The following is a 22,246-nucleotide window of genomic DNA, read 5'->3' on the forward strand; positions in this document are numbered from 1 at the left end:
GGGAGGACACCATGGACGTCCTGCATGATCGATGCGCCGCGTTGGACGTTGCCAAGGACGAGGTCAAGGTCTGCCTACGAACCCCCGGCAAACGCCGCAACACCCACCACACCGAGGTCCGCACGTTCACCACGATGACCAACTCGCTGCTGGCGATGCGCGACTGGCTGATCGCCGAACAGGTGTCGCTGGTGGTCATGGAGGCCACCGGCGACTACTGGCGCTCACCGTTCTACCTACTCGAAGATGCCCTCAACGTCGAGCTGATCAACGCCAAGCACGCCAAGGCCCTGCCCGGCCGCAAAAGCGACGTCGCCGACTCGGTCTGGCTGTGCCAGCTGGGCGAGTGCGGGCTGCTGCGCGCCAGCTTCGTGCCTCCCGAGCCGATCCGCCAGCTGCGTGACCTCACCCGCTACCGGCAGGTCCTGCAACAAGAACGCACCCGCGAAGCCCAACGCCTGGAGAAGGAACTCGAAGACGCCGGGATCAAACTGTCGGTGGTGGCCACCGACATCCTCGGCGTCTCCGGGCGGGCCATGCTCGGCGCGCTCATCGACGGTGAACGCGACGTGGAAGTCCTCGCCGACCTCGCCCGAGGCCGGATGCGCCCGAAGATCCCCGACCTGCAAGAAGCCATGGTCGGACGCTTCGGCCCCCACCACGCGTTCCTATGCCGTATGCACCTGGACCGCATCGACGGCATCGACCGCGACATCACCGCCCTGTCACAGCGAATCGACGCCGCGATGACCCCGTTTCAGGACCTGCTGACCCGCCTAGACACCATCCCCGGGGTCAACCAGCACGTCGCGCAGGTCATCATCGCCGAGACCGGCGGCGACATGTCCCAGTTCCCCACTCCCGCGCATCTGGCCTCCTGGGCCGGGGTCTGCCCCGGCAACCACGCCTCCGGCGGCAAACGCAAGTCCGGCAAGACCCGCAAAGGCGACCACTGGCTCACCGCCAGCCTCGGCGTCGCCGCCCTGGCCGCCCTCCGCAGCAAGAACACCTACCTGGCCGCCCAATACCGACGCCTGGTCCGCCGGCTAGGCAACAAACAGAAAGCCATCGTCGCCCTGGAACACTCCATCCTGACCTCGGTCTGGCACATGCTCACCAACACCACCGACTACCACGACCTCGGCGGGGACTACTTCCTACGCCGCGACCCCGAACGCGAACGCCGCCGCGCCATCACCGCCCTCAACAAACTCGGCTACACCGTCACCCTCAACCCCATCCAACCCACCCAGCCCGCCGCATGATCCAGTGACCAGCACCGACCGCCACTCACGGGGTCATTTTCGAGCTAGTGTGCGGCAACCCGTGGTCTCGTCATCGGTTTTGACCACAACATGCCGCACATCGAGGCCGAAGGCGTCGCGGTTGACGCATCGAGACAAGCTGATCAGAATGAGCGGCAGAGCCAGGTCTGCCCACCGGCGTGAGGGCACCGACGGCGAGGCCGCCGTCGCAGTCGCCGGTGCATCCCCCGTGAGTGGCCGTCCACGTGGCACGGCCCGTCGCGCTCTGTCCGCGTACTCGATGATGAGCGGGCCGTCTCCCTTGGTCTTTCCGCCCGCGGCGCTCCCGCGGCGCGGGCATCCGAAGTGGAGCTCGCAATGTCCCGACCCACCGCTCTCGGCGGCGCCCTCGCGGCGCTCGCCACCGCCGCGGCCGGCATCCTCGTCGCCGCCGCCGTCAGCACCAACCCGGCTGTCGCCGCCGTCGGCGGCACCGGCACCGGTTACCTGCACACCAGCGGTAACAAGATCATCGACAGTACGGGGGCCACGGTCCGGCTCACCGGCATCAACTGGTTCGGCATGGAGACCGACAACAAGACCTTCCACGGTCTGTGGTCGAGCAACCCGTGGCGCAACCAGCTCGACACCATGGCGCAGTTGGGCTACAACACGCTGCGCGTCCCGTACTCGAACGACGCGCTGAAGCCGGGCGCGACAGCCACCAGCATCAACGACTACGTCAACCCGGACCTGGCCGGGCTCTCTCCGTTGCAGATCCTCGACAAGGTCATCGGCTACGCGGGCAGCAAGGGGATGCGGGTCATCCTGGACCGGCACCGGCCCACCTCGGCCGGGCAGTCCGCGCTCTGGTACACCTCCACGGTCTCGGAGGCGACCTGGATCAACGACTGGAAGATGCTGGCCCAGCGGTACGCCGGCAACAGCACGGTCATCGGCGCGGACCTGCACAACGAGCCGCACGCCGAGGGCACCAACCCGAACGCCACCGGCGCCTGCTGGGGCTGCGGCGACACCGCCCGCGACTGGCGGCTGGCCGCCGAGCGGGCCGGCAACGCGATCCTCGGGGTGCAGCCGAACTGGCTGATCTTCGTGGAGGGGGTGAGCTGCCCCAGCGGCGGGCAGCCGAACGTCTGGAACGGCGAAACCGAAGACTGCGGCTGGTGGGGTGGCAACCTCTCCAAGGCCGGGCAGTTCCCGGTCCGGCTGAACGTGGCCAACCGGCTGGTCTACTCCCCGCACGAGTACGCGACCTCGGTCTACCGCCAGCCGTGGTTCGACGACCCGACCTACCCGGCGAACATGCCGGGCATCTGGGACAACTACTGGGGTTACCTCTACAAGCAGAACATCGCGCCGATCATGATGGGCGAGTTCGGCACCACGCTCCAGGACCCGAAGGACAAGGTGTGGCTGCAGAACCTGCTCGCGTACACCGGGACCGGGGTGAACGGAATGTCCTTCACCTACTGGTCGTGGAACCCGAACTCGGGTGACACCGGCGGCATCGCGAACGACGACTGGACCACCATCAACCAGGCCAAGCAGAGCATCATCCAGCCGTACCTGATCCCGCCGGTGGGCGGCGGCAGCCCGTCACCGACCGTCTCCCCGACCGGCACGGCATCGCCCACCGCGCCTCCGCCGACCGGGGCCTGCACCGCCACCTACAACCAGGTAAACGCGTGGCAGGGCGGCTTCCAGGGCGAACTGACGGTGAAGAACACCGGCACCGCCACGTTGAACCCGTGGTCGGTGACCTGGACCTGGCCGTCCGGGGTGACCCTCGCCAGCGGCTGGAACGCCACCGTCACCCAGTCCGGCACCACGGTCACCGCCGCCGCGCCCGACTGGGCGAGGTCCCTCGCGCCGGGTGCCTCGGCGACCATCGGCTTCACCGCCAACGGCACCGCCGCCGCGCCCGGCGCGGTCAAGCTCAACAGCGTCGCCTGCTGAACCTTCCGCCACCCCGGGACCGGCGGCCGTCACCGACACGTGGCGGCCGCCGGTCTTTACATCGATGCTCGTCTGTGTTTTCCCCGGGAAACGTTACCGATCCGTCGGGCAAACGTTTACACGGAGCCGCTTCTCAGGGCAGCACGTCCACTCCGGGCCCGCCACCACCGAGGGGAAGCACCATGCGCATCACGTCACGACGTCCCACCGCCCTACTCGCCGCAGCCGCCACCTCCGCGGTGCTCCTCGCCGGGGCCCTCACCGCCGCCACCTGACCGGCCACGGCCGCGCCGACCGACCTGGTCGGCTGGGCCACCGAGAACGGTGGCACCACCGGCGGCGGCAGCGCTCCGACCACCACGGTCACCAGTGCCTCGGCCCTCACCGCAGCCGTCTGCTCCAGCGGCGCGGCGGTCATCCGGGTCTCCGGCACCATCACCTGCTCCGGCATGCTGCAGGTCCGGTCCAACAAGACCATCCTGGGCAACGCCGGCGCGACCATCTCCGGCTGCGGCTTCAACATCAGCGGCGACCGCAACGTCATCATCCGGAACATCATGTTCCAGAACTGGAACGACGACGCGATCAACATCCAGGAGTCGGCGAACAACATCTGGATCGACCACAACACCTTCACCAACGGCTACGACGGCGTGGTCGACATCAAGCGGGGCTCGGACTTCATCACCGTCTCCTGGAACCGGGTGTACCGCCACGACAAGACGATGCTGCTCGGACACGACGACGCCAACGCCGCCCAGGACACCGGCCACCTGCGGGTGACCTACCACCACAACTGGTTCGACGCCAGCACCCAGCGCCACCCCCGGGTCCGCTTCGGCAACCCGGTGCACGTGTACAACAACTTCTACAACAACAACAGCGGCTACGGCGTGGCCTCGACCATGAGCGCCGGGGTCCTCGTCGAGGGCAACTACTTCGAGAACGTCAAGGACCCGTACCACCTCGGAGAGGCCGACTCCGGGCCGGGCACCCTGGTCGCCCGCAACAACTACTTCGTCAACTCGGGCAGCGGCCAGGCCGGCGGCAGCGTGGCCGGCATCCCGTACCCGTACACCCTCGACAGCGCGAGCAGCGTCAAGTCGATCGTGACAGGCGGCGCGGGCGCCGGGCGGATCACGGTCTGACCCACCATCGGTCGGGGCCCGCCGCGCCGGCGGGCCCCGACCGTCGTCAGTGGGCCCCCGACCGTCGTCAGTGGGCGGCGCAGCCGGTCGTCGGCGCGGGCGCCGCGGCCGGGGCGCCGACCGTGGGCAGTCCGAGCAGCACCCCCGGGGTACGCGGAGACCGTCCCGCCTCGGCGGCGTCGCCGGCCCGGGTACGCCGGTGCGACACCGGCTCGCCGTCGGCGTTGAGGTGGTGCGGGGCGGCGTAGGTGATCGTGGTGTGCACGATGTCGCCGGGGCGGATCTGCCCGGCCAGGGCGCCCGTCGCGAAGTGGACCAGGCGGCCGTCCCGGGCTCGGCCGGACATTCGGCCGGTGCGCTCGTCCTTGCGCCCCTCGCCGACGGCGACCAGCACCTCGACGGTCTCCCCCACCAGCTTCTTGTTCTCCGCCCAGGTGATCTCCTCCACCGTGGCGATGAGCCGTTCGTAGCGCTCCTGCACGACCTGCTTGGAGAGTTGGCCGTCCATGGTCGCGGCCGGGGTGCCGGGCCGCTTGGAGTACTGGAAGGTGAACGCCGAGGCGAACCGCGCCTCGCGGACCACGTCGAGGGTCCGCTCGAAGTCGGCCTCGGTCTCGCCGGGGAAGCCGACGATGATGTCCGTGGTGATCGCCGCGTCCGGCATCGCCGCCCGGACCTTCTCGATGATGCCCAGGTACTTCTCCGACCGGTACGACCGGCGCATCGCGCGGAGCACGTCGTCGGAGCCGGACTGCAACGGCATGTGCAGCGAGTGGCAGACGTTCGGCGTCTCGGCCATCGCGGCGATCACGTCGTCGGTGAAGTCCTTCGGGTGCGGGCTGGTGAACCGGACCCGCTCCAGGCCGTCGATGTCGCCGCAGGCGCGCAGCAACTTGCCGAACGCGTATCGGTCACCGAACTCGACGCCGTAGGAGTTGACGTTCTGCCCGAGCAGGGTCACCTCCAGCACGCCCTCGTCGACCAGGGCGCGTACCTCGGAGAGGATGTCGCCGGGGCGGCGGTCCTTCTCCTTGCCGCGCAGGGCGGGCACGATGCAGAACGTGCAGGTGTTGTTGCAGCCGACGGAGATCGACACCCAGCCGGCGTACGTCGACTCGCGGCGGGCCGGCAGCGTGGAGGGGAACACCTCGAGGGACTCGAGGATCTCCACCTCGGCGGCGGCGTTGTGCCGGGCCCGCTCCAGCAGCACCGGCAGTGAGCCGAGGTTGTGCGTGCCGAAGACCACGTCCACCCAGGGCGCCTTGCGGACGATCTCGCCGCGGTCCTTCTGGGCCAGGCAGCCGCCGACCGCGATCTGCATCCCGGGGTGCTTGTCCTTGACGGGGCGCAGATGACCCAGGTTGCCGTAGAGCCGATTGTCGGCGTTCTCCCGTACGGCGCAGGTGTTGAACACCACCACGTCGGGCTGCTCGTCGGCCTCGGCGGCGCGCAGGTACCCGGCCTGTTCGAGCAGGCCGGAGATGCGCTCGGAGTCGTGCACGTTCATCTGGCAGCCGTACGTGCGCACCTGGTAGGTGCGCGGGCTGCCCGCGGCTGCGGTAGTCATGACCCGGACAGCGTATCCGGGCCGAGCTGGTCGGACCGAACGAGGAGGAGCCGTGTGCCGGCCCTGCTCGACCAGCTGGTGGTCCGGGGCCAGCGCCCGGCGGCCCGGGCCTGACCCGGGCCGCCGCCCTCGCTGCGGGTCAGGCGGCGGCGAGGGCCGGGGCGACCGAGTCGGGCCCCCACTGCGAGCGGTGACACTGCGACCAGCCCCGACAGCCGGGGTGGGCCGCGGTGCAGAGCCGCTGGTCGCTGAGCACCTCACCCTCGTCGGTCTCGACGACGTCGAAGTGCACCGGGCGGATCGTGCCGTCCGGGGCGACGAGCAGGTGCCGCCCGGCGTCGAGGGTGTCGTCGCGCATCAGGCAGTTGCGGTCCAGCAGCCGGGCCAGCGCCGCGATGCTGGGCAGCTCGGGCAGGCCCTCGGGCACCCCGTAGCAGTCGACCATGGTGCCGTAAACCCCCGGCGCCTCCCACACGTCGCAGATGACCGCGTACGCGGGAAGTCGGGCCGAGTCGGCGGCGGCGAGGGGCATCACCACCCGGCCGAGCGCCTCGGCCAACGCCGGGTAGACCTCCACCGGCGCCGCACCGTCGATTCTCCAGTTCCACAGCTCGGTCATGCCGCCTCCTCGCTGTGCTCGTCCCACCGGCCTCCGGATCGGGCCTTACTGACGATGGTGGGGTGCATATGGCCTCAGCCGGGGGCAAGTTACCGGTCTGTGACCATTCCGGGCAAAATTTCCTCCGACACCATTGCTCAGAGTGGCGGGAAGATGACAGTTTATCGGGTATGGTGCCCCGCCGGAGGCAGCGACATGGGGGTTCAGCGGACCCGGACCAGATGCTCGCCGGCGGCCAACAGCTCGCCGATCACCGTGCCGCCGGGCACCTCGCCCGCGACCAGCAGCCCGCCGGAGGTCTGCGCGTCGGCCAGCAGCAGCCGCTCCCCCTCGTCGTGGCCGCCGAAGTCGGTCCACGGGGTCACCCAGTCCAGGTTGCGCCGGGTGCCGCCGCTGACGTGCCCGTCGCGCACCGCCTCCCGGGCCTCGGGCAGGTACGGCACGGCCGCCGCGTCGATCGCGACGGTGAGCCGGCTGGCCCGGGCCAGCTTCGAGGCGTGCCCGAGCAGCCCGAAACCGGTGACATCGGTCCCGCAGCGGATGCCGGCGGCGACCGCCGCCCGGGCCGCGTCCCGGTTGAGCCTGGTCATCGCGGCGACCGCCGCCGGGAACCGCTCCCCGGTCCGCTTGTGCCGGGTGTTCAACACCCCCACGCCGAGCGGCTTGGTCAGCGACAACGGCAGGCCGGCCCGGCCGGCGTCCAGTGTGATCAGCTCCTCCGGCCGGACCACCCCGGTGACGGCGAGGCCGTACTTCGGGCCGTCGTCGTCCACGCTGTGCCCGCCGGCCAGGTGGCAGCCGGCCTCCCGGGCCACGTCCTGCCCGCCGCGCAGCACCTCCCGGGCCAACTCCAACGGGAGTACGTCCCGAGGCCAGCAGAGCAGGTTGAGCGCGACGAGCGGGGTGCCGCCCATCGCGTACACGTCGGACAGCGCGTTGGCGGCGGCGATCCGGCCCCAGTCGTACGCGTCGTCCACCACCGGCGTGAAGAAGTCGGCGGTGCTGACCAGCCCCGTCCGCTCGTCCAGCCGGACCACCGCGGCGTCGTCGCCGTGGTCCTGGCCGACCAGGAGGTCGGCGGCGCCGCCGACCGGTCCGAGCCCGGCGACCATGGCCTCCAACTCGCCCGGGGGAATCTTGCAGGCGCAGCCACCGCCGCGGGCGTAATCGGTCAGCCTGAGCGGCTCGGTCATCCCCACATGATCTCCTTCAGCTGTCCGGGTCGCCACCCGAACGGGCCGGTCCCTGACGGAATTCGGACTCTCAGGCATACCGGTGACTGGTGTTACCGCTCCGTGACCATTCGAGTTGCGTCCTGACACATCGCCCCGCCTACAGTGGCCCAACCGGGGGAACGATCGCCCCCGGCTTTCCGCCACGGACGACAGGGACGACAGGGACGGTGGACGACGTGACGACGGGCGAACCGCTCATCGTGCTGGACGGGGTCAACAAGTGGTTCGGCCCCCTGCACGTGCTTGACGACGTCTCGCTTTCCGTCGGCAAGGGTGAGGTGGTCGTCGTGATCGGCCCCTCGGGCTCCGGCAAGTCGACGCTCTGCCGAACGGTCAACCGGCTGGAGCCCATCGACTCGGGCACCATCACCTTCGACGGCACCCCGCTGCCCGCCGAGGGGAAGGCCCTCGCCAAGCTGCGCAGCGAGGTCGGCATGGTCTTCCAGTCGTTCAACCTCTTCGCGCACAAGACCATCCTGGAGAACGTCACCCTCGGCCCGCTGAAGGTCCGCAAGGAGAAGCCGGCCGCCGTACGCGAGCGCGGCCTGGCCCTGCTCGACCGGGTCGGCATCGCCAACCAGGCCGCCAAGTACCCGGCGCAGCTCTCCGGCGGGCAGCAGCAGCGGGCGGCGATCGCCCGCGCGCTGGCCATGCAGCCCAAGGCGATGCTCTTCGACGAGCCGACCAGCGCACTGGACCCGGAGATGGTCGGCGAGGTGCTGGACGTGATGGCCTCGCTGGCCCGCGACGGCATGACCATGGTCGTGGTCACCCACGAGATGGGCTTCGCCCGGCACGCGGCGAACCGGGTGATCTTCATGGCCGACGGCAGGCTCGTCGAGGACGCCCCGCCGACCGAGTTCTTCGCGAACCCGCGCAGCGAGCGGGCCAAGGACTTCCTCTCCAAGATCCTCACGCACTGAGCATCCGTAGTGGAGCGCGCCGGCCTCCGGCGGCTCCTTCGAAGAAGGAGATGATTATGCGTTACAAGCGCGTGGCCGCGGTCGCCGCGGCGGCGACCCTGGCGCTCGGCCTGGCCGCCTGCGGTGGTGACAGCAATGAGGGCACCGGCGCCGGCAGCAAGTCCTTCAAGGCCGGCAGCACCATGGAGCGGCTGAGCAAGGCGCAGAAGATCAAGGTCGGCACCAAGTTCGACCAGCCGGGCTTCGGCCAGAAGGGCCTGTCGGGCAAGCCGGAGGGCTTCGACGTCGAGATTGCGAAGCTCGTCGTCAAGGAGCTCGGCATCCCCGAGGACAAGATCGAGTACATCGAGACGCCGTCGAAGGTCCGCGAGGACAAGATCGCCGACGGCACCGTCGACCTGATCGCGGCCACCTACACGATCAAGGACGAGCGCAAGGAGCGGGTCTCCTTCGCCGGGCCCTACTACGAGGCCGGCCAGAACATCATGGTGAAGAAGGACGACGCCAGCATCACCGGCCCGGACTCGTTCAAGGACGGCGCCAAGAAGGTCTGCTCGGTCACCGGCTCCACCCCGGCCGAGGAGATCAAGAAGTACGTCAAGGACGTCGCTTCCCAGCTGGTGCTCTTCGACACCTACGACAAGTGCCGGGACGCCCTCAAGGGCGGCCAGGTCGACGCGGTCACCACGGACAACGTGATCCTGCTCGGCTTCATCGCCAAGGACGAGGCTTCCTTCAAGCTCGCCGGCGACAACTTCACCAAGGAGCCGTACGGCATCGGGGTGAAGAAGGACGACACCGACTTCCGCAACTTCATCAACGACGTCCTGGACAAGGCCTTCAAGGACGGCAGCTGGAAGAAGGCCTGGGACGACACCGCCGGCAAGTTCGGCGCGACGCTGGGCGACCCGCCCACGATCGACCGCTACTGATCAAACCGCTGATCTGGAGGGTGGGGAGGAACACCAACCCGTGAGTGTGCTCATCGACAAGTTCGACGTCTTTGCGGGTGGTTTCTGGCTCACCCTCCAGATCTGCGTGCTCGCCGCGATCGGCGCCCTGATCCTGGGCGCCGTCGTGGCGATGCTACGGATCTCCCCGGTGCCGCCGCTGCGCGCCGTCGGCACGGCCTACGTCAACACCTTCCGGAACATGCCGCTGACCGTGGTCATGTTCTTCGCCGCGTTCGGCCTGCCAGCACTCGGGTCGAACGCGGACTTCCTGCGGATCCCCGGGCTGGAGCTGATCTTCCGCCGGCTCGGCACCGACCTGCCGTACTTCCGCTTCGCACTGATCGCGCTGGTGCTCTACACCTCGGCGTTCGTCTGCGAGGCGCTGCGCTCGGGAGTGAACGCGGTGCCCGCGGGACAGGCCGAAGCCGCCCGCTCGCTCGGCCTCACCTTCGGCCAGAACCTGCGCTACGTGGTGCTGCCGCAGTCCTGGAAAGCGTCGGCGGTGCCGCTCGGCTCCGTGATCATCGCCATGATCAAGAACTCCGCGCTGATCGGCTTCTTCGGCGTCGTCGGTGACCTCTCGCAGACCGCCGACCAGCTCACCTCGGCCGGCGGCTACGCCTTCATCCCGGTTGCCATCGGCATCTCCGCCGGTTACCTGATCATGACCGTGCCGCTCGGCGCCCTCCTCGACCGGATCGAGAAGCGACAGGCGGTGGCCCGATGAGCCAGCAGACCGTCCTCTACGACATCCCCGGCCCCCGCCAGCGGCGGATCACCCTGATCAGCAGCCTGGTCGCCGCGGTGGTGCTGCTCGTCGGGGCGTACTTCCTGATCTACCGGCCGCTGGCCGACAAGGGCCAGTTCTCGATGGAGCTGTGGGGCTCGTTGATCGACCCCGCCAACGAGAACTTCTCACTGGTCTGGCACCGGATCGGCATCGGCCTGAAGAACACGTTGATCGCCGCCGCGCTGGCCATCCTGTCCTCGCTGGTGGTGGGGACCCTGCTCGCCGTGCTGCGGATCCAGCTCAAGAGCCTGCTCCGGCGACGCTTCACCGGGCTGGCCGCGCCGGTCGCGTACCTGCTGCGCGGGTTGAGCCTCCTGCTGTCGGCGGTCACCCGGGTCTCCGTCGAGGTGTTCCGCGGCCTCCCGGTCGTGATCACCATCTTCTTCGTGGCCCGCGGCTTCCCCGCCTTCGGCGTCATGTTCGACAACCTCTGGTACCTGGTCATCGGCCTGACCATCTACAACGGGGTGGTCATCGCCGAGATCCTCCGCTCCGGCATGGAGGGGCTGCCCGGCGGCCAGGCGGAGGCCGCGGCCGCGATCGGCCTCTCCCCGCTGCAGGTCACCCGGATGATCCTGCTGCCGCAGGCGTTCCGGATCATGCTCCCGGCGCTGATCAGCCAGCTGGTCGTGGTGCTCAAGGACACCTCGCTGGGCTTCATCATCAGCTACGAGGAGACCCTGAACATCGGCAAGCAGATCATCGGCGTGCTGGGCAACCCGATCCAGGTCTACGTCGTGATCGCCGTGCTCTTCATCGCGGTCAACTACTCGCTGTCCAAGCTGGCCCAGTACGTCCAGCACCGCCTCTCCCGCGGCCGCAAGACCGCCGGCACCCCGGCGCAGAACCTGCCGCCCGCGGCGATCATGTCGCAGGCCGAGGGTACCGGCGGAATCTGATCCGACCCGTACGGTGAAAGGGCCGGCCCGGTTTCCCGGGCCGGCCCTTCTTCGCGTGCGGCCTCAGCGAGCGATCTCGGTGACCCGGGACTCGCGGACCACAGTCACCCGGATCTGGCCGGGATAGGTCAGCTCCTCCTCGACCTGCTTGGCCACGTCCCGCGCGAGGACCGCCGCGCCGATGTCGTCGACCTCCTCCGGCTTGACCATCACCCGAATCTCCCGGCCCGCCTGCATGGCGAAGACCTTCTCCACGCCGACCTTGCCGGCCGCGATCTCCTCGATCCGCTCCAGCCGCTTGACGTACGCCTCCAGGCTCTCCCGCCGGGCCCCCGGCCGGCCGCCCGAGCAGGCGTCCGAGGCCTGGGTGAGCACCGCCTCGATGGTCTGCGGCGGCACCTCGTTGTGGTGCGCCTCGATGGCGTGCACCACGTCCTCGCTCTCGCCGTACTTGCGGGCCATGTCGGCGCCGATGATGGCGTGGCTCCCCTCCACCTCGTGCGTGAGCGCCTTGCCGATGTCGTGCAGGAACGCGCACCGCTTGATCGTCGGCACGTCCAGCCGCAGCTCGGCGGCCATGGTCCCGGCGATGTGCGCGGTCTCCACCAGGTGCTTGAGCACGTTCTGCCCGTACGACGTCCGGTAGCGCAGCCGGCCCAGCAGAGTGACCAGCTCCGGGTGGATCTCGGTGATGCCGACCTCGACCAGGGCGTCCTCGGCGGCCCGATGGCAGAGCTCCTCGACCTCGTGCCGGGCCAGGTCGTAGACCTCCTCGATCCGGTGCGGGTGGATCCGGCCGTCCAGCACCAGCTTCTCCAGGGTGATCCGGCCGATCTCCCGACGTACCGGGTCGAAGCAGGAGAGCAGCACCGCCTCGGGGGTGTCGTCGATGATCAGGTTGACCCCGGTGACCGACTCGAAGGCACGGATGTTGCGCCCCTCCCGGCCGATGATCCGCCCCTTCATCTCATCCCCCGGCAGGTGCAGGACGCTCACCACGCTCTCCGCGGTCTGCTCGCTGGCGACCCGCTGAATGGCGTCCACCACGATGTGCCGCGCCCGCTGCTCGGCGGTGTCACGGGCCTCGGACTCGATGTCCCGGACCAGCAGGACGGCCTCCCGCTTGGCCTGGCCCTCGATCGACTCGACCAGCTCGGCCCGAGCCGCCTCGGCGGTCAGCCCGGCCACCCGCTCCAACTCCCGGCGGCGCTGCTCCTCCGCCTGCGCGAACGCCTGCTCCCGCTCCACCAGGCCGGCCTCCCGAGCGGCCAGGGCGGCGCTGGCGGCGGTGAGCTGCCGTTCCCGCTCGGCGAGCCGCTCCACCTCCTCGGTGTGCAGCCGCTCCCGCTCGTCCATCCGGGCGGCCCGCCGCTCCACCTCGGCGGCCTGCTCGCGGGTGGTCGCGGCGAGCACCGCCACCTCCCGCTCGCCACTGCGCCGGGCGGTGGCGCGCAACTGCTCGGCGTCCGCCTCGGCCTGCTTGTGCGCCCGCTCCAGCACGGTGTCGGCCTCGGCCCGGGCGTCGTCGAGAACCCGCCGCGCCTCGGCCCGGGCCGCCTTCGCCTCCGCCTTGGCGGCGGCCGCCTCCGTCCGGGCCGCGGCGGCGGCCGACCTCGCCACGTCGATCGTGCTGTTCGCCTCGTCGGCGGCGCTGCGTAACGCCGCCAGCGACTGCTCTCGCCGGTCCTTCTCGGCGATGAAGGCCGGGTCCTCCGGGGCGGGCGCGAGGTTGAGCCGGCGCAGGGTGCGGACGCCGACCAGGACGGCACCGACCACCAGTACGGCGAGGAGCAGCACCACCGCGAGGATGAGCATGTCGAAGGCGCTCATACGGCCACCCCGAGTGCGCGGCCGGTGGCGCGCGGAAGACCGGTTAATCTGTGTCGCCCCGCCATGGCCGCCTCCCCTGAACGTCGCGCCGCAGGCGTGGTGCCAACTGGCACGCACCTGCGGCTCTGGACGCCCGACCGAGCGGCTGGCCTTGGGTAGCTTTCCGTCGGCGGTGCCCCGTTGGGCATCGCTGGCGGCCGGTTGCAGTTGTCGGCGGTGCCGGACCGGCCGTCCGGAGCTGCCGTCAAAGGCCGGTTAAGCTGGCCCAAATTGATGCTGTTCTGTTACGGGATCTATGTTGTGCGCTTAGCCTGCGCTGGTCGGGCAATGTGAGCCTGTATGGCGAGGCTAGGTCTCCGAGGGCCGTCTGGTCAAGAACTCATGATCACACCACCCGGACGGAGAGAAGTTGCGGCATCACGCTGCGCCGATCAAATGCCGGACACGCCCGGACAAACCCCACCGACCACAGTGGCCTCAGTCACGTTCCCGACCTGCTCAGCAGGCTCCCGTGCTCGCCCGACCGGCACGCCGGGCCGCCCGACCGGCACGCCGGGCAGCCGGCACGCGCGCAACATCGGGGAAGTTGCTGCCTACCCGCGACGGCAGGCAGCAACTTTCCCGAAGCTGTGCGGATCTCGGACGCGGCCGGTGCTTCGGTGGCGGTGGTCAGTCGAGGGTGCGACGGTCCCGGTGGTCGAGGTCGTTCTCGGCGTCGGCCAGCGCATCGGCGTCGATGTGCTCGGCGAACTCGGCCGCCTCGGCGCTCTGCGCGGCCAGGGCGTCCTTCACCGCGCGGATCGCCACGCCCGGCGCGTACCCCTTGCGGGCCAGCATGCCGACGAGGCGGCGGAACACCGCGTCCGGCTCGCCCCTGGTGGCGCGCAGCTTCCGCTCCACCAGGGCGCGGGCCGTCTCCGCCTCGGTCTCCTCGTCCAGCTCGCCGAGCGCCTCGCTGGCCACCTCGCCGTCGACGCCGCGCTGACGCAGCTCATTGGCGAGCGCCCGCCGGGCCAGCCCACGGCCGGCGTGCCGGCTGCTGACCCAGGCTCGGGCGAAGGCGGCGTCGTCGACGATGCCAACCTCGTCGTAGCGATCAAGGACCTGAGCGGCGACCTCCTCGGAGATGCCCCGCCTGGCGAGGGCGCCAGCCAGCTCCGCCCGGGTACGCGGCCGGACCGCGAGCTGCCGCAGACAGATCTCCCGAGCCAGCTCGCCCTCGTCCTGGGGCGGGCTCGGGGTGGCCTCGGGATCGGTCTCCTCGGCACGCCCCCCACGGCCACGGCGGGAGCGGGGTGGGGTGGTGGCATCACCCGCGCGGGGCGGGCTGGCATCCCAGCCCCGCCCCGTACGGGCGCGTCGTCCTGCCACAGGTCAGGTCAGAAGTCGACCGGCGGCAGCTCCGGGCCACCGGCGGCGTCGCCCACGCCGAGCCCGACGCCGAGCTTCTCCAGGATCTTCTTCTCGATCTCGGCGGCCACGTCCGGGTTCTCCCGGAGGAACTCGCGGGCCTTCTCCTTGCCCTGGCCGAGCTGGTCGCCGTCGTACGTGTACCAGGCGCCGGACTTACGGATGATCGACTGTTCCACGCCGACGTCGATCAGGGAGCCCTCGCGGGAGATGCCCTTGCCGTACATGATGTCGAACTCGGCCTGCTTGAACGGCGCGGCGACCTTGTTCTTCACCACCTTGACCCGGGTGCGGTTGCCGACCACCTCGGTGCCGTCCTTGAGGCTCTCGATGCGGCGCACGTCGAGCCGGACCGAGGCGTAGAACTTCAGCGCCCGACCACCGGTCGTCGTCTCGGGGCTGTTGTGCACCAGAATCCCGTCGGCGAGGTAGTTGTGCGAGCCTTCGATCTCGATGTCGAACCGGTCCATGTTCTTGTAGTCACGCCTGACCTCGATCTCGAGGATCCTGGCAGGAACGGGAGCCATAACCGGCTTCATGAACTCCGGCACAACGGCACATTGCCCGTGGAGCTTTGGCAAGAGCTTGTACTCCATGCACTCAGGAATGTAGGGCGCGACGAGCCTCTGAAACTTCTCTGATGCCGCCGTCGTGAACCGCAGGTACGGAATTGACCTGGCACCCTTCGGGGCAACCCTCACGTCAAGTTGGTACGTGTCGCGCAGGTAGCTCGCGAGCCGTTCACGAGACCCCTCACTCATCGCTTCGACGCAAATCTCGATGCGTCCGCTGCCCCCCTCGGTCCGCTGCTGCAAGCCCTTGGAGCGCACCGTGAAGCAGCCGTCGTCCATGTACCAGACCGCCAGCGCCAGTGGGGTAAGTTCCTTGAGGTACTCCCAGCTCAGGTGCTTCTTCCCGTCACCGAGATAGACCGCCTCCCGCAGCTCTGCCAGCTCGGCGAGCGGTGTGAAGTCGGCGAAGACCGCCCCCTTGGCGTTGGACGTGCGGCTGTGCGGAACGTTGGCGAGCAGGGATACCTTCCAGTCAAGGTAGGCGGTCTGCTTCGCGCCATGCCCCATGCGAAAGCGGGCGCTCGCCGCCTCAGATCGGACCGGTGCCGAGAGATTGCCGTCACCCATCAGCGAGCCGAGGATGACCTGCCACTGCGATGGCCCAAGCAAGTGCGGTTGGGCGAGCATCACCCGGTCTCCGGGAAGGAGCTCGCCCGCCTCGCGCCAGCCGCCCGGAGTCATGATGAGGTGATTGCGGGTCATCGACATGACGGCTTGCCCGCGACCGGATCCACCACCCGCACGCTCGACCTTGAAGCGCAGGAACTCCTCGGTCGTGCCGTTGTTGAACCAGTTGACGACCCGGCGCGGAGCGAGGCAGCCCAACTCCCCGTCGTAGGAGAGCACCTCGACATCCATCTTCTCACTAACGATCTTGCCGAGAAGCTCTTGGGATCCGTCCGCCAGAGTGACCTTGGTATCCCAAGATCCACAGCCAAACATTACCCCGATCTTTTCGCGGAGCTGGTTGATGAAGATCGCGGTGGTGCCGGTGTTGTTGAGCACACCGGTGATCTTGCGGAGCGCCTGGCTCATCAGGCGGGCCTGGAGGCCCACGTGGCTGTCGCCCATCTCGCCCTCGATCTCGGCGCGCGGCACCAGGGCGGCGACCGAGTCGATCACGAGAATGTCGAGCGCGCCGGAGCGGACCAGCATGTCTGCGATCTCCAGCGCCTGCTCGCCGGTGTCCGGCTGGGAGACCAGCAGGGCGTCGGTGTCGACGCCGAGGGCCTTCGCGTATTCCGGGTCGAGCGCGTGCTCGGCGTCGATGAAGGCGGCGATGCCGCCCGCTCGCTGGGCGTTGGCCACCGCGTGCAGGGCGACCGTGGTCTTTCCGCTGCTCTCCGGTCCGTAGATCTCGACGACCCGACCGCGGGGCAGGCCACCCACGCCGAGCGCGACGTCGAGCGCGATGGAGCTGGTCGGGATCACGGCGGTCTGGATGACCGGCCGCTCCCCGAGTCGCATCACCGAGCCCTTGCCGAACTGCTTGTCGATCTGAGCGAGAGCAAGGTCGAGCGCCTTCTCCCGGTCCTGCCCTGCCGCCATCGTTGCCACCCCTGCCTTCGCCGGCGTCTTACCTGAGCTTCGCGTCACGCGGGACACGCTAGGCGCTGGGTCCGACAGAAAACCAGCCGACGGGCCGCGAGCTGTGGACGAGCACCCCGCTGTGGACAATAGCCGAACAGGTGTACGACTCGGCAAGCGACACGCGGAGCCCGGGGAAAAGGCTGCTCAGCGTAGCCGCGCGGGCACCCGGTCGGGATAGGCGGCGACCACCGCCCGCCACACCACGTGCGTCTCCTCACCCGCCGCGAGGGCCTGCTCGATGGTTCGCCCGTCGAGCTGGGACAGCACTTGGTCGCTGGCGATGCTGGCCGCGTAGCCCGGCCCGAACGCCTCCTCCAGCCGGACCCAGAAGTCGGTCAGCCGCACGTGATCAGTCCTCCTCGTCAGGTGCGTCGTCCGCGGGACGCCGGAGCCCGTCCGGTGTCGTCAGCGGGAGGCCGGAGCCCGTCCGATGTCGTCCACGGAACGCCGGAGCCCGTCCGGGGTCGTCGGCGGCACCGGACGCAACGCTAGCGCCACCAGGGGCACCACCGCGATCGCCGCCAGCAGGGTCAGGGTCGGATAGCCCACCGCCCGCAGGACAAACCCGCTGGCCGCCGCCGCGCCGGCCCCGGCCAGGCCCATGACGAGGTCGCAGAGCCCCTGCACGCCCGGCCGGGCCGCCGTGGGCACCGACTCCGACAGCAGGGTCGAGCCGGCCACCATGGTCCCCGACCAGCCCAACCCGAGCAGGATCAACCCCGCCGAGAGCAGCGGCGTGTGGTGTCCGGCGGTGCCGGCGACCGCGCAGGCGGCCAGCAGCAGGGCCACGCCGCTGAGGATCACCGGGCGCCGGCCCAGCCGGTCGGTGAGCCAGCCGACCATCGGGGAGAGCGCGTACATGCCGGCGATGTGCAGGCTCAGCACGATGCCGACCACTCGCAGCACGTCCGCGTCGGAGTGCGACTCGCCGAGGCGTACCGGGGTCATCGACATCACCGCGACCATCACCAGGTGGCCCATCGCCACCGCGGTGATGCCGAGGCGGGCGGCGGGCCGTTCGCGTACCACCTGCCAGGCCGCACGCATGCCGGCGGGGCCGCGGGCTGCCGGGGACTCCAGCTCGGCGCCGCGCGGCGGCCCGGAGCCGTCGGCGGTCGGGGCGGCCGGGGTGTCGTCCGCCGCCAGCCGGCGCGCGGTGAGCAGCGGGTCGGGCCGGAGCAGGAGCAGCAGTACGACGGCGGTCAGGGTGAACGCGGCGGCGCTGAAGGCGAACGGGCCGGCCAGCGGGGGCAGGCCCCAGTCGCGGGTGGTGGCGTCGGCGAGTGTGGCAAAGTTCGGCGCGGCCACCGAGCCGATGGTGGTGGCCCAGACGACCAGGGAGAGCTGCCGGCCCCGGCGGGCCGGCTCGGCCAGGTCCACGGCGCTGTAGCGGGCCTGGAGGTTGGCGGCGGTGCCGCCGCCGAAGAGCAGCATGCCGAGGAAGAACAGCGGCACCAGGTCGGCGACGGTGGCGACCACCACCAGCACGCCGCCCGCCGCGCCGGTGAGGTACGACGTCACCAGACCGGGTCGCCGCCCCCGGGCCGCCATGATCCGGGTGATCGGTACGGCGAGCAGTGCCGCGCCGACCACGCCGGCGCTCTGGGCCAGGCCGGCCAGGGCGGTGCCGGCGACCCGGGCGGCGAGGAGCGCCCCGACGGAGATGCCGATGGTGACGCCGATGCCGCCGATGATCTGGGTGCAGAAGAGCAGCCGGAGCGTCCGCCGTTGGATCGGGGCGATGTCCGGCCGGGTCGGTGCCGGGGCGGTCAGGTCGGTGGCCATGCCTGGTGCTCCTCGGTAAGGGGTGACCATCCTCCCGCACCCTACCGGGGCGCCGGCGCCGGGTTCCGCTACAGGCCGAGCCCTCGGCCGATGATCTCCTTCATGATCTCGGTGGTGCCGCCGTAGATGGTCTGCACCCGGCCGTCCAGCCAGGCCTTCGCCACCGGGTACTCCAGCATGAAGCCGTAGCCGCCGTGCAGTTGGAGGCAGCGGTCGGCGACCCGGTTCTGCAGTTCGGTGGTCCACCACTTGGCCTTGGCCGCGTCGGTCACCGAGAGCCGGCCGGCGTTGAACTCGGCGACGCAGTGGTTGACGAAGGTGCGTGCGATGGTGACCTCGGTGTCCAGTTCGGCCAGGAGGAACCGGTTGTGCTGGAACTTCCCGATCGGCCGGCCGAACGCCTCGCGGGTGCGGGCGTAATCGAGGGTGAGTGCGAGCAGCCGCTCCGCCGCTGCCACCGCCGCGACGGCGATGCCCAGCCGCTCCCGGGGCAGGTTGGCCATCAGGTGGTAGAAACCGTGGTTCTCGGTGCCGATCAGGTTTTTCACCGGGACCCGGCAGTCGTCGAAGAAGAGTTCGGCGGTGTCGTTGGCCTTCAGGCCGACCTTGGCCAGCCGCCGGCCGCGGCTGAAGCCGGGGGTGCCGGTCTCGACCGCGATCATGCTCACCCCGTGCGCGCCCTGGTCGGGTGCCGTCTTGGCGACCACCAGCACGAGGTCGGCCATTTCTCCGTTGGTGATGAAGGTCTTCTGGCCGTTGAGGACGTACGTGTCGCCGTCGCGGACCGCGCTGGTGCGGACCCCGGCCAGGTCGGAACCGGCCCCGGGCTCGCTCATCGCGATGGCGGTGACCAGGTCGCCGGAGCAGAAGCCGGGCAGCCAGCGCTTGCGTTGGTCGTCGGTGGTCAGCTCGGTGAGGTACGGCGCCACCACGTCGTTGTGCAGGCCGAACCCGAGGCCGGCGCAGCCGGCCGCGACGACCTCCTCGTCGAGCACCGCGTTGAACCGGAAGTCGCGCTGGCCACCGCCGCCGTACTCCTCGTCGACGTCCATGCCGAGCAGCCCGGCGGCGCCGGCCCGGCGCCACACCTGGCGGTCCACGATCCCGTCGGCCTCCCAACGCTCGTGGTGCGGCACGGCCTCCCGGGCCAGGAACTCGCGGCACAGCGCCCGGAACTCCTCGTGCACGGACTCGTAGAGATGCTGCTCCATGGCGATGAGTGTGCCGGCCGGACCGGCGGGCGGGAAGGGCCGGCGACGCCGCGAACCTGCCGCGGGGTCTTGACGACGCTATCCGTCGCGCCCTTATTCTCACGGCACGATTTCCGTGGACCTTGGTCCGCTGACGCAACGTTAACCGTAGGACTGAGGAGCCTCGATGCCTGCTGGGGCCGCTACCCCCGCGGTCGCCCTTCGCGGCCTGCGCAAGTCGTTCGGCCAGGTGGAGGCGGTGGTCGACGTCGATCTGGAGATCGGCGACGGTGAGTTCTTCGCCATGCTCGGGCCGTCCGGCTCGGGGAAGACGACCGTGCTGCGCATGATCGCCGGGTTCGAGCCGCCGACCGCCGGGGCGGTCCTGCTCGGCGGTCGCGACGTCACCCGGCTCGCCCCGTTCGAGCGGGACGTCAACACCGTCTTCCAGGACTACGCGCTCTTCCCGCACCTGACGGTGCGGCAGAACGTCGAGTACGGCCTGCGGGTACGCAAGGTGGGCCGCGCCGAACGCCAGGCGCGGGCGGACGAGGCGCTGCGCAGCGTACGCCTCGACGGCCTGGGCGACCGGCGGCCGGCCGCGCTCTCCGGCGGGCAGCGCCAGCGGGTGGCCCTGGCCCGCGCCCTGGTCGTCCGGCCGAAGGTGCTGCTGCTCGACGAGCCGCTCGGCGCGCTGGACCTGAAGCTGCGCGAGCAGATGCAGGTCGAGTTGAAGGCGCTGCAGCGGGAGGTGGGCATCACCTTCGTCTTCGTCACCCACGACCAGCAGGAGGCGCTCACCATGAGCGACCGGGTGGCGGTCTTCGACCACGGACGGATCGCGCAGGTGGGCACCCCCGCCGAGGTCTACGAGCGGCCCGCCACCCCGTTCGTCGCCAGCTTCGTCGGCACGTCCAACCTGCTCACCGGGGACGCGGCCCGGGCGGTGCTCGGCCGGGACGGCACGTTCTCGGTACGGCCGGAGAAGATCCGCCTCGAGGGCCTGCCGACGGCTCCGGGTCGCGGCGCGGCATCGGACGCGCCCGAGCTGGAGTTGCCGCCCGCCGGCGCGGAGGAGACGTCGGCCACGGGGCGGGTGGCCGAGGTGGTCTACGCCGGGGCGTCCACCCGGTTCGTCGTCGACCTCGACGCCGGCGCCCGGATGGTCGTGACGCAGCAGAACCTGACCACCTCCTCGGCCGACGTGGCGGCGCTGCGCGGCGTCCCGGTCCGCCTGGCCTGGCGTACCGAGCACGCCGTGCCCGTACCCGATCCCGTGGTGCCGATCCCCCGTGACGACAAGGAGAGCGCACATGCGTACCGGTAGAACTCTGACCGCGCTCGCCGCGGTCGGCCTGCTCGCCCTGACCGGCTGCGGCGACGGCGGCACCGACGCCGGCGGTTCCGGCCCCGGCGGCATCAAGCCACCCAAGATCGACAAGCTCACGACGCTGGGCGCCGGTGAGGGGCAGGTGAACATCGTCGCCTGGGCCGGGTACGTCGAGGACGGCTCGACCGACCCGAAGGTGGACTGGGTCAGCGACTTCGAGAAGCAGACGGGCTGCCAGGTCAACGTCAAGGTCGCCGGCACCTCGGACGAGATGGTGACCCTGATGAAGACCGGCGAGTACGACGTGGTCTCCGCCTCCGGGGACGCGTCGCTGCGGCTGATCTACGGTGGGGACGCCGCGCCGGTCAACACCGACCTGGTCAGCAACTACAAGGACGTCTTCGACGGGCTGAAGCTGAAGCAGTGGAACTCGGTGGACGGGGTGGCCTACGGCATCCCGCACGGGCGCGGCGCGAACCTGCTGATGTACCGCACGGACGTGGTGAAGCCGGCGCCGACGTCGTGGGGCGTGGTGTTCGACGCCGGCTCGCCGTACCAGGGCAAGATCACCGCGTACGACTCGCCGATCTACCTCGCCGACGCGGCCCTCTACCTGATGAAGCACCAGCCGGAGCTGGGCATCAAGAACCCGTACGCGCTGGACGACAAGCAGTTCACCGCGGCCGTGGACCTGCTGAAGAAGCAGAACGAGACGATCGGCGAGTACTGGTCGGACTACACCAAGGAGGTGCAGGCCTTCAAGACCGGCAACTCGGTGCTGGGCACCACCTGGCAGGTGATCGCCAACCTGGCGCAGGCCGACAAGGCCCCGGTCGAGGCGATCCTGCCCGAGGAGGGGGCGACCGGGTGGTCGGACACCTGGATGGTGTCGGCGAAGGCGAAGCACCCGAACTGCGCGTACCGCTGGATGGACCACATCGTCTCCCCGAAGGCCAACGCGGCGGTGGCGGAGTGGTTCGGTGAGGCGCCGGCCAACCGGCTCGCCTGCGCCGAGACGGCCGACAAGAACCACTGCGCGACCTACCACGCCGAGGACGAGGCGTACTACGAGAAGGTCTGGTTCTGGAGCACGCCGGTGGCCCAGTGCCTCGACGGGCGCAAGGACGTGACCTGCAAGGACTACGCGGCCTGGACCCAGGCCTGGACCACCGTCAAGGGCTGAG

Annotated in this window: 17 protein-coding genes and 3 pseudogenes; 9 read left to right on the forward strand and 11 right to left on the reverse strand. The window is 70.1% G+C overall.

Annotation, left to right across the window (positions count from 1 at the left end):
• The first annotated feature begins 11 nt into the window (after window positions 1-11).
• From ACNAW0_RS05855 to ACNAW0_RS05865, 3 genes and pseudogenes are all read left to right on the forward strand, one after another.
• The gene (locus tag ACNAW0_RS05855; protein WP_416286792.1) at window positions 12-1,265 is read left to right on the forward strand and encodes an IS110 family transposase; all 1,254 of its coding nucleotides are present in this window, start codon (window positions 12-14) and stop codon (window positions 1,263-1,265) included.
• A 357-nt stretch (window positions 1,266-1,622) separates the two neighbouring features.
• Window positions 1,623-3,221, forward strand: a complete 1,599-nt coding sequence (locus ACNAW0_RS05860) for a cellulase family glycosylhydrolase (RefSeq protein ID WP_416286676.1) — start codon at window positions 1,623-1,625, stop codon at window positions 3,219-3,221.
• 182 nt (window positions 3,222-3,403) lie between these two features.
• Window positions 3,404-4,369, forward strand: a pseudogene (locus ACNAW0_RS05865) (pectate lyase family protein).
• Window positions 4,370-4,436: 67 nt separating this feature from the next.
• On the opposite strand, the gene miaB reads toward ACNAW0_RS05865, so the two are convergent.
• The 3 genes from miaB to selD all read right to left on the reverse strand — a co-directional run bounded on the left by miaB (window position 4,437) and on the right by selD (window position 7,748).
• A complete protein-coding gene (gene miaB / locus ACNAW0_RS05870; protein WP_416286677.1) occupies window positions 4,437-5,936 on the reverse strand; it encodes a tRNA (N6-isopentenyl adenosine(37)-C2)-methylthiotransferase MiaB in 1,500 nt (499 codons plus the stop codon).
• A gap of 139 nt (window positions 5,937-6,075) precedes the next feature.
• On the reverse strand, window positions 6,076-6,555 hold the full coding sequence (locus tag ACNAW0_RS05875; RefSeq protein WP_416286679.1) for a hypothetical protein: 480 nt from the start codon (window positions 6,553-6,555) through the stop codon (window positions 6,076-6,078).
• 203 nt (window positions 6,556-6,758) lie between these two features.
• On the reverse strand, window positions 6,759-7,748 hold the full coding sequence (gene selD / locus ACNAW0_RS05880) for a selenide, water dikinase SelD (RefSeq protein WP_416286680.1): 990 nt from the start codon (window positions 7,746-7,748) through the stop codon (window positions 6,759-6,761).
• A 209-nt stretch (window positions 7,749-7,957) separates the two neighbouring features.
• On the opposite strand from selD, the gene ACNAW0_RS05885 reads away from it, so the two are divergent.
• Genes ACNAW0_RS05885 through ACNAW0_RS05900 form a run of 4 tightly spaced genes read left to right on the forward strand, consistent with a single transcriptional unit; the run spans window position 7,958 to window position 11,355 of the window.
• On the forward strand, window positions 7,958-8,713 hold the full coding sequence (locus ACNAW0_RS05885; protein ID WP_416286681.1) for an amino acid ABC transporter ATP-binding protein: 756 nt from the start codon (window positions 7,958-7,960) through the stop codon (window positions 8,711-8,713).
• Between the two features lie 56 nt (window positions 8,714-8,769).
• A complete protein-coding gene (locus ACNAW0_RS05890) occupies window positions 8,770-9,645 on the forward strand; it encodes a glutamate ABC transporter substrate-binding protein (RefSeq protein ID WP_416286682.1) in 876 nt (291 codons plus the stop codon).
• A gap of 40 nt (window positions 9,646-9,685) precedes the next feature.
• The gene (locus tag ACNAW0_RS05895; RefSeq protein ID WP_416286683.1) at window positions 9,686-10,393 is read left to right on the forward strand and encodes an amino acid ABC transporter permease; all 708 of its coding nucleotides are present in this window, start codon (window positions 9,686-9,688) and stop codon (window positions 10,391-10,393) included.
• The gene (locus tag ACNAW0_RS05900; RefSeq protein WP_416286684.1) at window positions 10,390-11,355 is read left to right on the forward strand and encodes an amino acid ABC transporter permease; all 966 of its coding nucleotides are present in this window, start codon (window positions 10,390-10,392) and stop codon (window positions 11,353-11,355) included. The genes ACNAW0_RS05895 and ACNAW0_RS05900 overlap by 4 nt, the downstream gene beginning before the upstream one ends.
• A 63-nt stretch (window positions 11,356-11,418) precedes the next feature.
• Here the strand turns inward: ACNAW0_RS05900 and rny are convergent, their stop codons facing one another.
• The 8 genes and pseudogenes from rny to ACNAW0_RS05940 all read right to left on the reverse strand — a co-directional run bounded on the left by rny (window position 11,419) and on the right by ACNAW0_RS05940 (window position 19,753).
• Window positions 11,419-13,185, reverse strand: a complete 1,767-nt coding sequence (gene rny / locus ACNAW0_RS05905; protein WP_416286685.1) for a ribonuclease Y — start codon at window positions 13,183-13,185, stop codon at window positions 11,419-11,421.
• Window positions 13,186-13,854: 669 nt separating this feature from the next.
• Window positions 13,855-14,556 carry a regulatory protein RecX gene (locus tag ACNAW0_RS05910; protein ID WP_416286686.1) on the reverse strand — a complete coding sequence of 234 codons (702 nt, stop codon included), beginning with the start codon at window positions 14,554-14,556 and terminating at the stop codon, window positions 13,855-13,857.
• Between the two features lie 8 nt (window positions 14,557-14,564).
• A complete protein-coding gene (locus ACNAW0_RS05915) occupies window positions 14,565-15,065 on the reverse strand; it encodes a hypothetical protein (protein WP_416286793.1) in 501 nt (166 codons plus the stop codon).
• Window positions 15,066-15,236: 171 nt separating this feature from the next.
• A pseudogene (locus ACNAW0_RS05920) lies at window positions 15,237-15,875 on the reverse strand (recombinase RecA); the annotation flags it as partial.
• Window positions 15,855-16,715: pseudogene (gene recA / locus ACNAW0_RS05925) on the reverse strand (recombinase RecA); the annotation flags it as partial. The pseudogenes recA and ACNAW0_RS05920, both read right to left, overlap by 21 nt.
• 186 nt (window positions 16,716-16,901) lie before the next feature.
• On the reverse strand, window positions 16,902-17,102 hold the full coding sequence (locus ACNAW0_RS05930; protein ID WP_416286687.1) for a DUF3046 domain-containing protein: 201 nt from the start codon (window positions 17,100-17,102) through the stop codon (window positions 16,902-16,904).
• A gap of 60 nt (window positions 17,103-17,162) precedes the next feature.
• Window positions 17,163-18,542, reverse strand: coding sequence for an MFS transporter (locus tag ACNAW0_RS05935; protein WP_416286689.1), 1,380 nt, complete (start codon window positions 18,540-18,542; stop codon window positions 17,163-17,165).
• A 68-nt stretch (window positions 18,543-18,610) separates the two neighbouring features.
• On the reverse strand, window positions 18,611-19,753 hold the full coding sequence (locus tag ACNAW0_RS05940; RefSeq protein ID WP_416286690.1) for an acyl-CoA dehydrogenase family protein: 1,143 nt from the start codon (window positions 19,751-19,753) through the stop codon (window positions 18,611-18,613).
• A gap of 166 nt (window positions 19,754-19,919) precedes the next feature.
• On the opposite strand from ACNAW0_RS05940, the gene ACNAW0_RS05945 reads away from it, so the two are divergent.
• Together ACNAW0_RS05945 and ACNAW0_RS05950 are read left to right on the forward strand one after the other, a co-directional pair.
• A complete protein-coding gene (locus ACNAW0_RS05945) occupies window positions 19,920-21,059 on the forward strand; it encodes an ABC transporter ATP-binding protein (protein WP_416286691.1) in 1,140 nt (379 codons plus the stop codon).
• Window positions 21,046-22,245 (forward strand): ABC transporter substrate-binding protein, encoded by a 1,200-nt coding sequence (locus ACNAW0_RS05950; protein WP_416286692.1) that lies wholly within the window; start codon window positions 21,046-21,048, stop codon window positions 22,243-22,245. The genes ACNAW0_RS05945 and ACNAW0_RS05950 overlap by 14 nt, the downstream gene beginning before the upstream one ends.
• The last annotated feature ends 1 nt before the right edge of the window (window position 22,246 follow it).

Origin of the sequence: Micromonospora sp. SL1-18 (assembly GCF_047921505.1) — a bacterium.
In the GTDB taxonomy this organism is placed as follows: domain Bacteria; phylum Actinomycetota; class Actinomycetes; order Mycobacteriales; family Micromonosporaceae; genus Micromonospora.

Coding starts and splice junctions, on each gene's coding strand:
- miaB (WP_416286677.1), bottom strand. CDS start 5,936: ATGACTACCGCAGCCGCGGGCAGCCCGCGCACCTACCAGGTGCGCACG.
- ACNAW0_RS05945 (WP_416286691.1), top strand. CDS start 19,920: ATGCCTGCTGGGGCCGCTACCCCCGCGGTCGCCCTTCGCGGCCTGCGC.
- ACNAW0_RS05940 (WP_416286690.1), bottom strand. CDS start 19,753: ATGGAGCAGCATCTCTACGAGTCCGTGCACGAGGAGTTCCGGGCGCTG.
- ACNAW0_RS05915 (WP_416286793.1), bottom strand. CDS start 15,065: ATGGACCGGTTCGACATCGAGATCGAAGGCTCGCACAACTACCTCGCC.
- ACNAW0_RS05900 (WP_416286684.1), top strand. CDS start 10,390: ATGAGCCAGCAGACCGTCCTCTACGACATCCCCGGCCCCCGCCAGCGG.
- ACNAW0_RS05950 (WP_416286692.1), top strand. CDS start 21,046: ATGCGTACCGGTAGAACTCTGACCGCGCTCGCCGCGGTCGGCCTGCTC.
- rny (WP_416286685.1), bottom strand. CDS start 13,185: ATGAGCGCCTTCGACATGCTCATCCTCGCGGTGGTGCTGCTCCTCGCC.
- ACNAW0_RS05860 (WP_416286676.1), top strand. CDS start 1,623: ATGTCCCGACCCACCGCTCTCGGCGGCGCCCTCGCGGCGCTCGCCACC.
- ACNAW0_RS05935 (WP_416286689.1), bottom strand. CDS start 18,542: ATGGCCACCGACCTGACCGCCCCGGCACCGACCCGGCCGGACATCGCC.
- ACNAW0_RS05890 (WP_416286682.1), top strand. CDS start 8,770: ATGCGTTACAAGCGCGTGGCCGCGGTCGCCGCGGCGGCGACCCTGGCG.
- ACNAW0_RS05855 (WP_416286792.1), top strand. CDS start 12: ATGGACGTCCTGCATGATCGATGCGCCGCGTTGGACGTTGCCAAGGAC.
- selD (WP_416286680.1), bottom strand. CDS start 7,748: ATGACCGAGCCGCTCAGGCTGACCGATTACGCCCGCGGCGGTGGCTGC.
- ACNAW0_RS05875 (WP_416286679.1), bottom strand. CDS start 6,555: ATGACCGAGCTGTGGAACTGGAGAATCGACGGTGCGGCGCCGGTGGAG.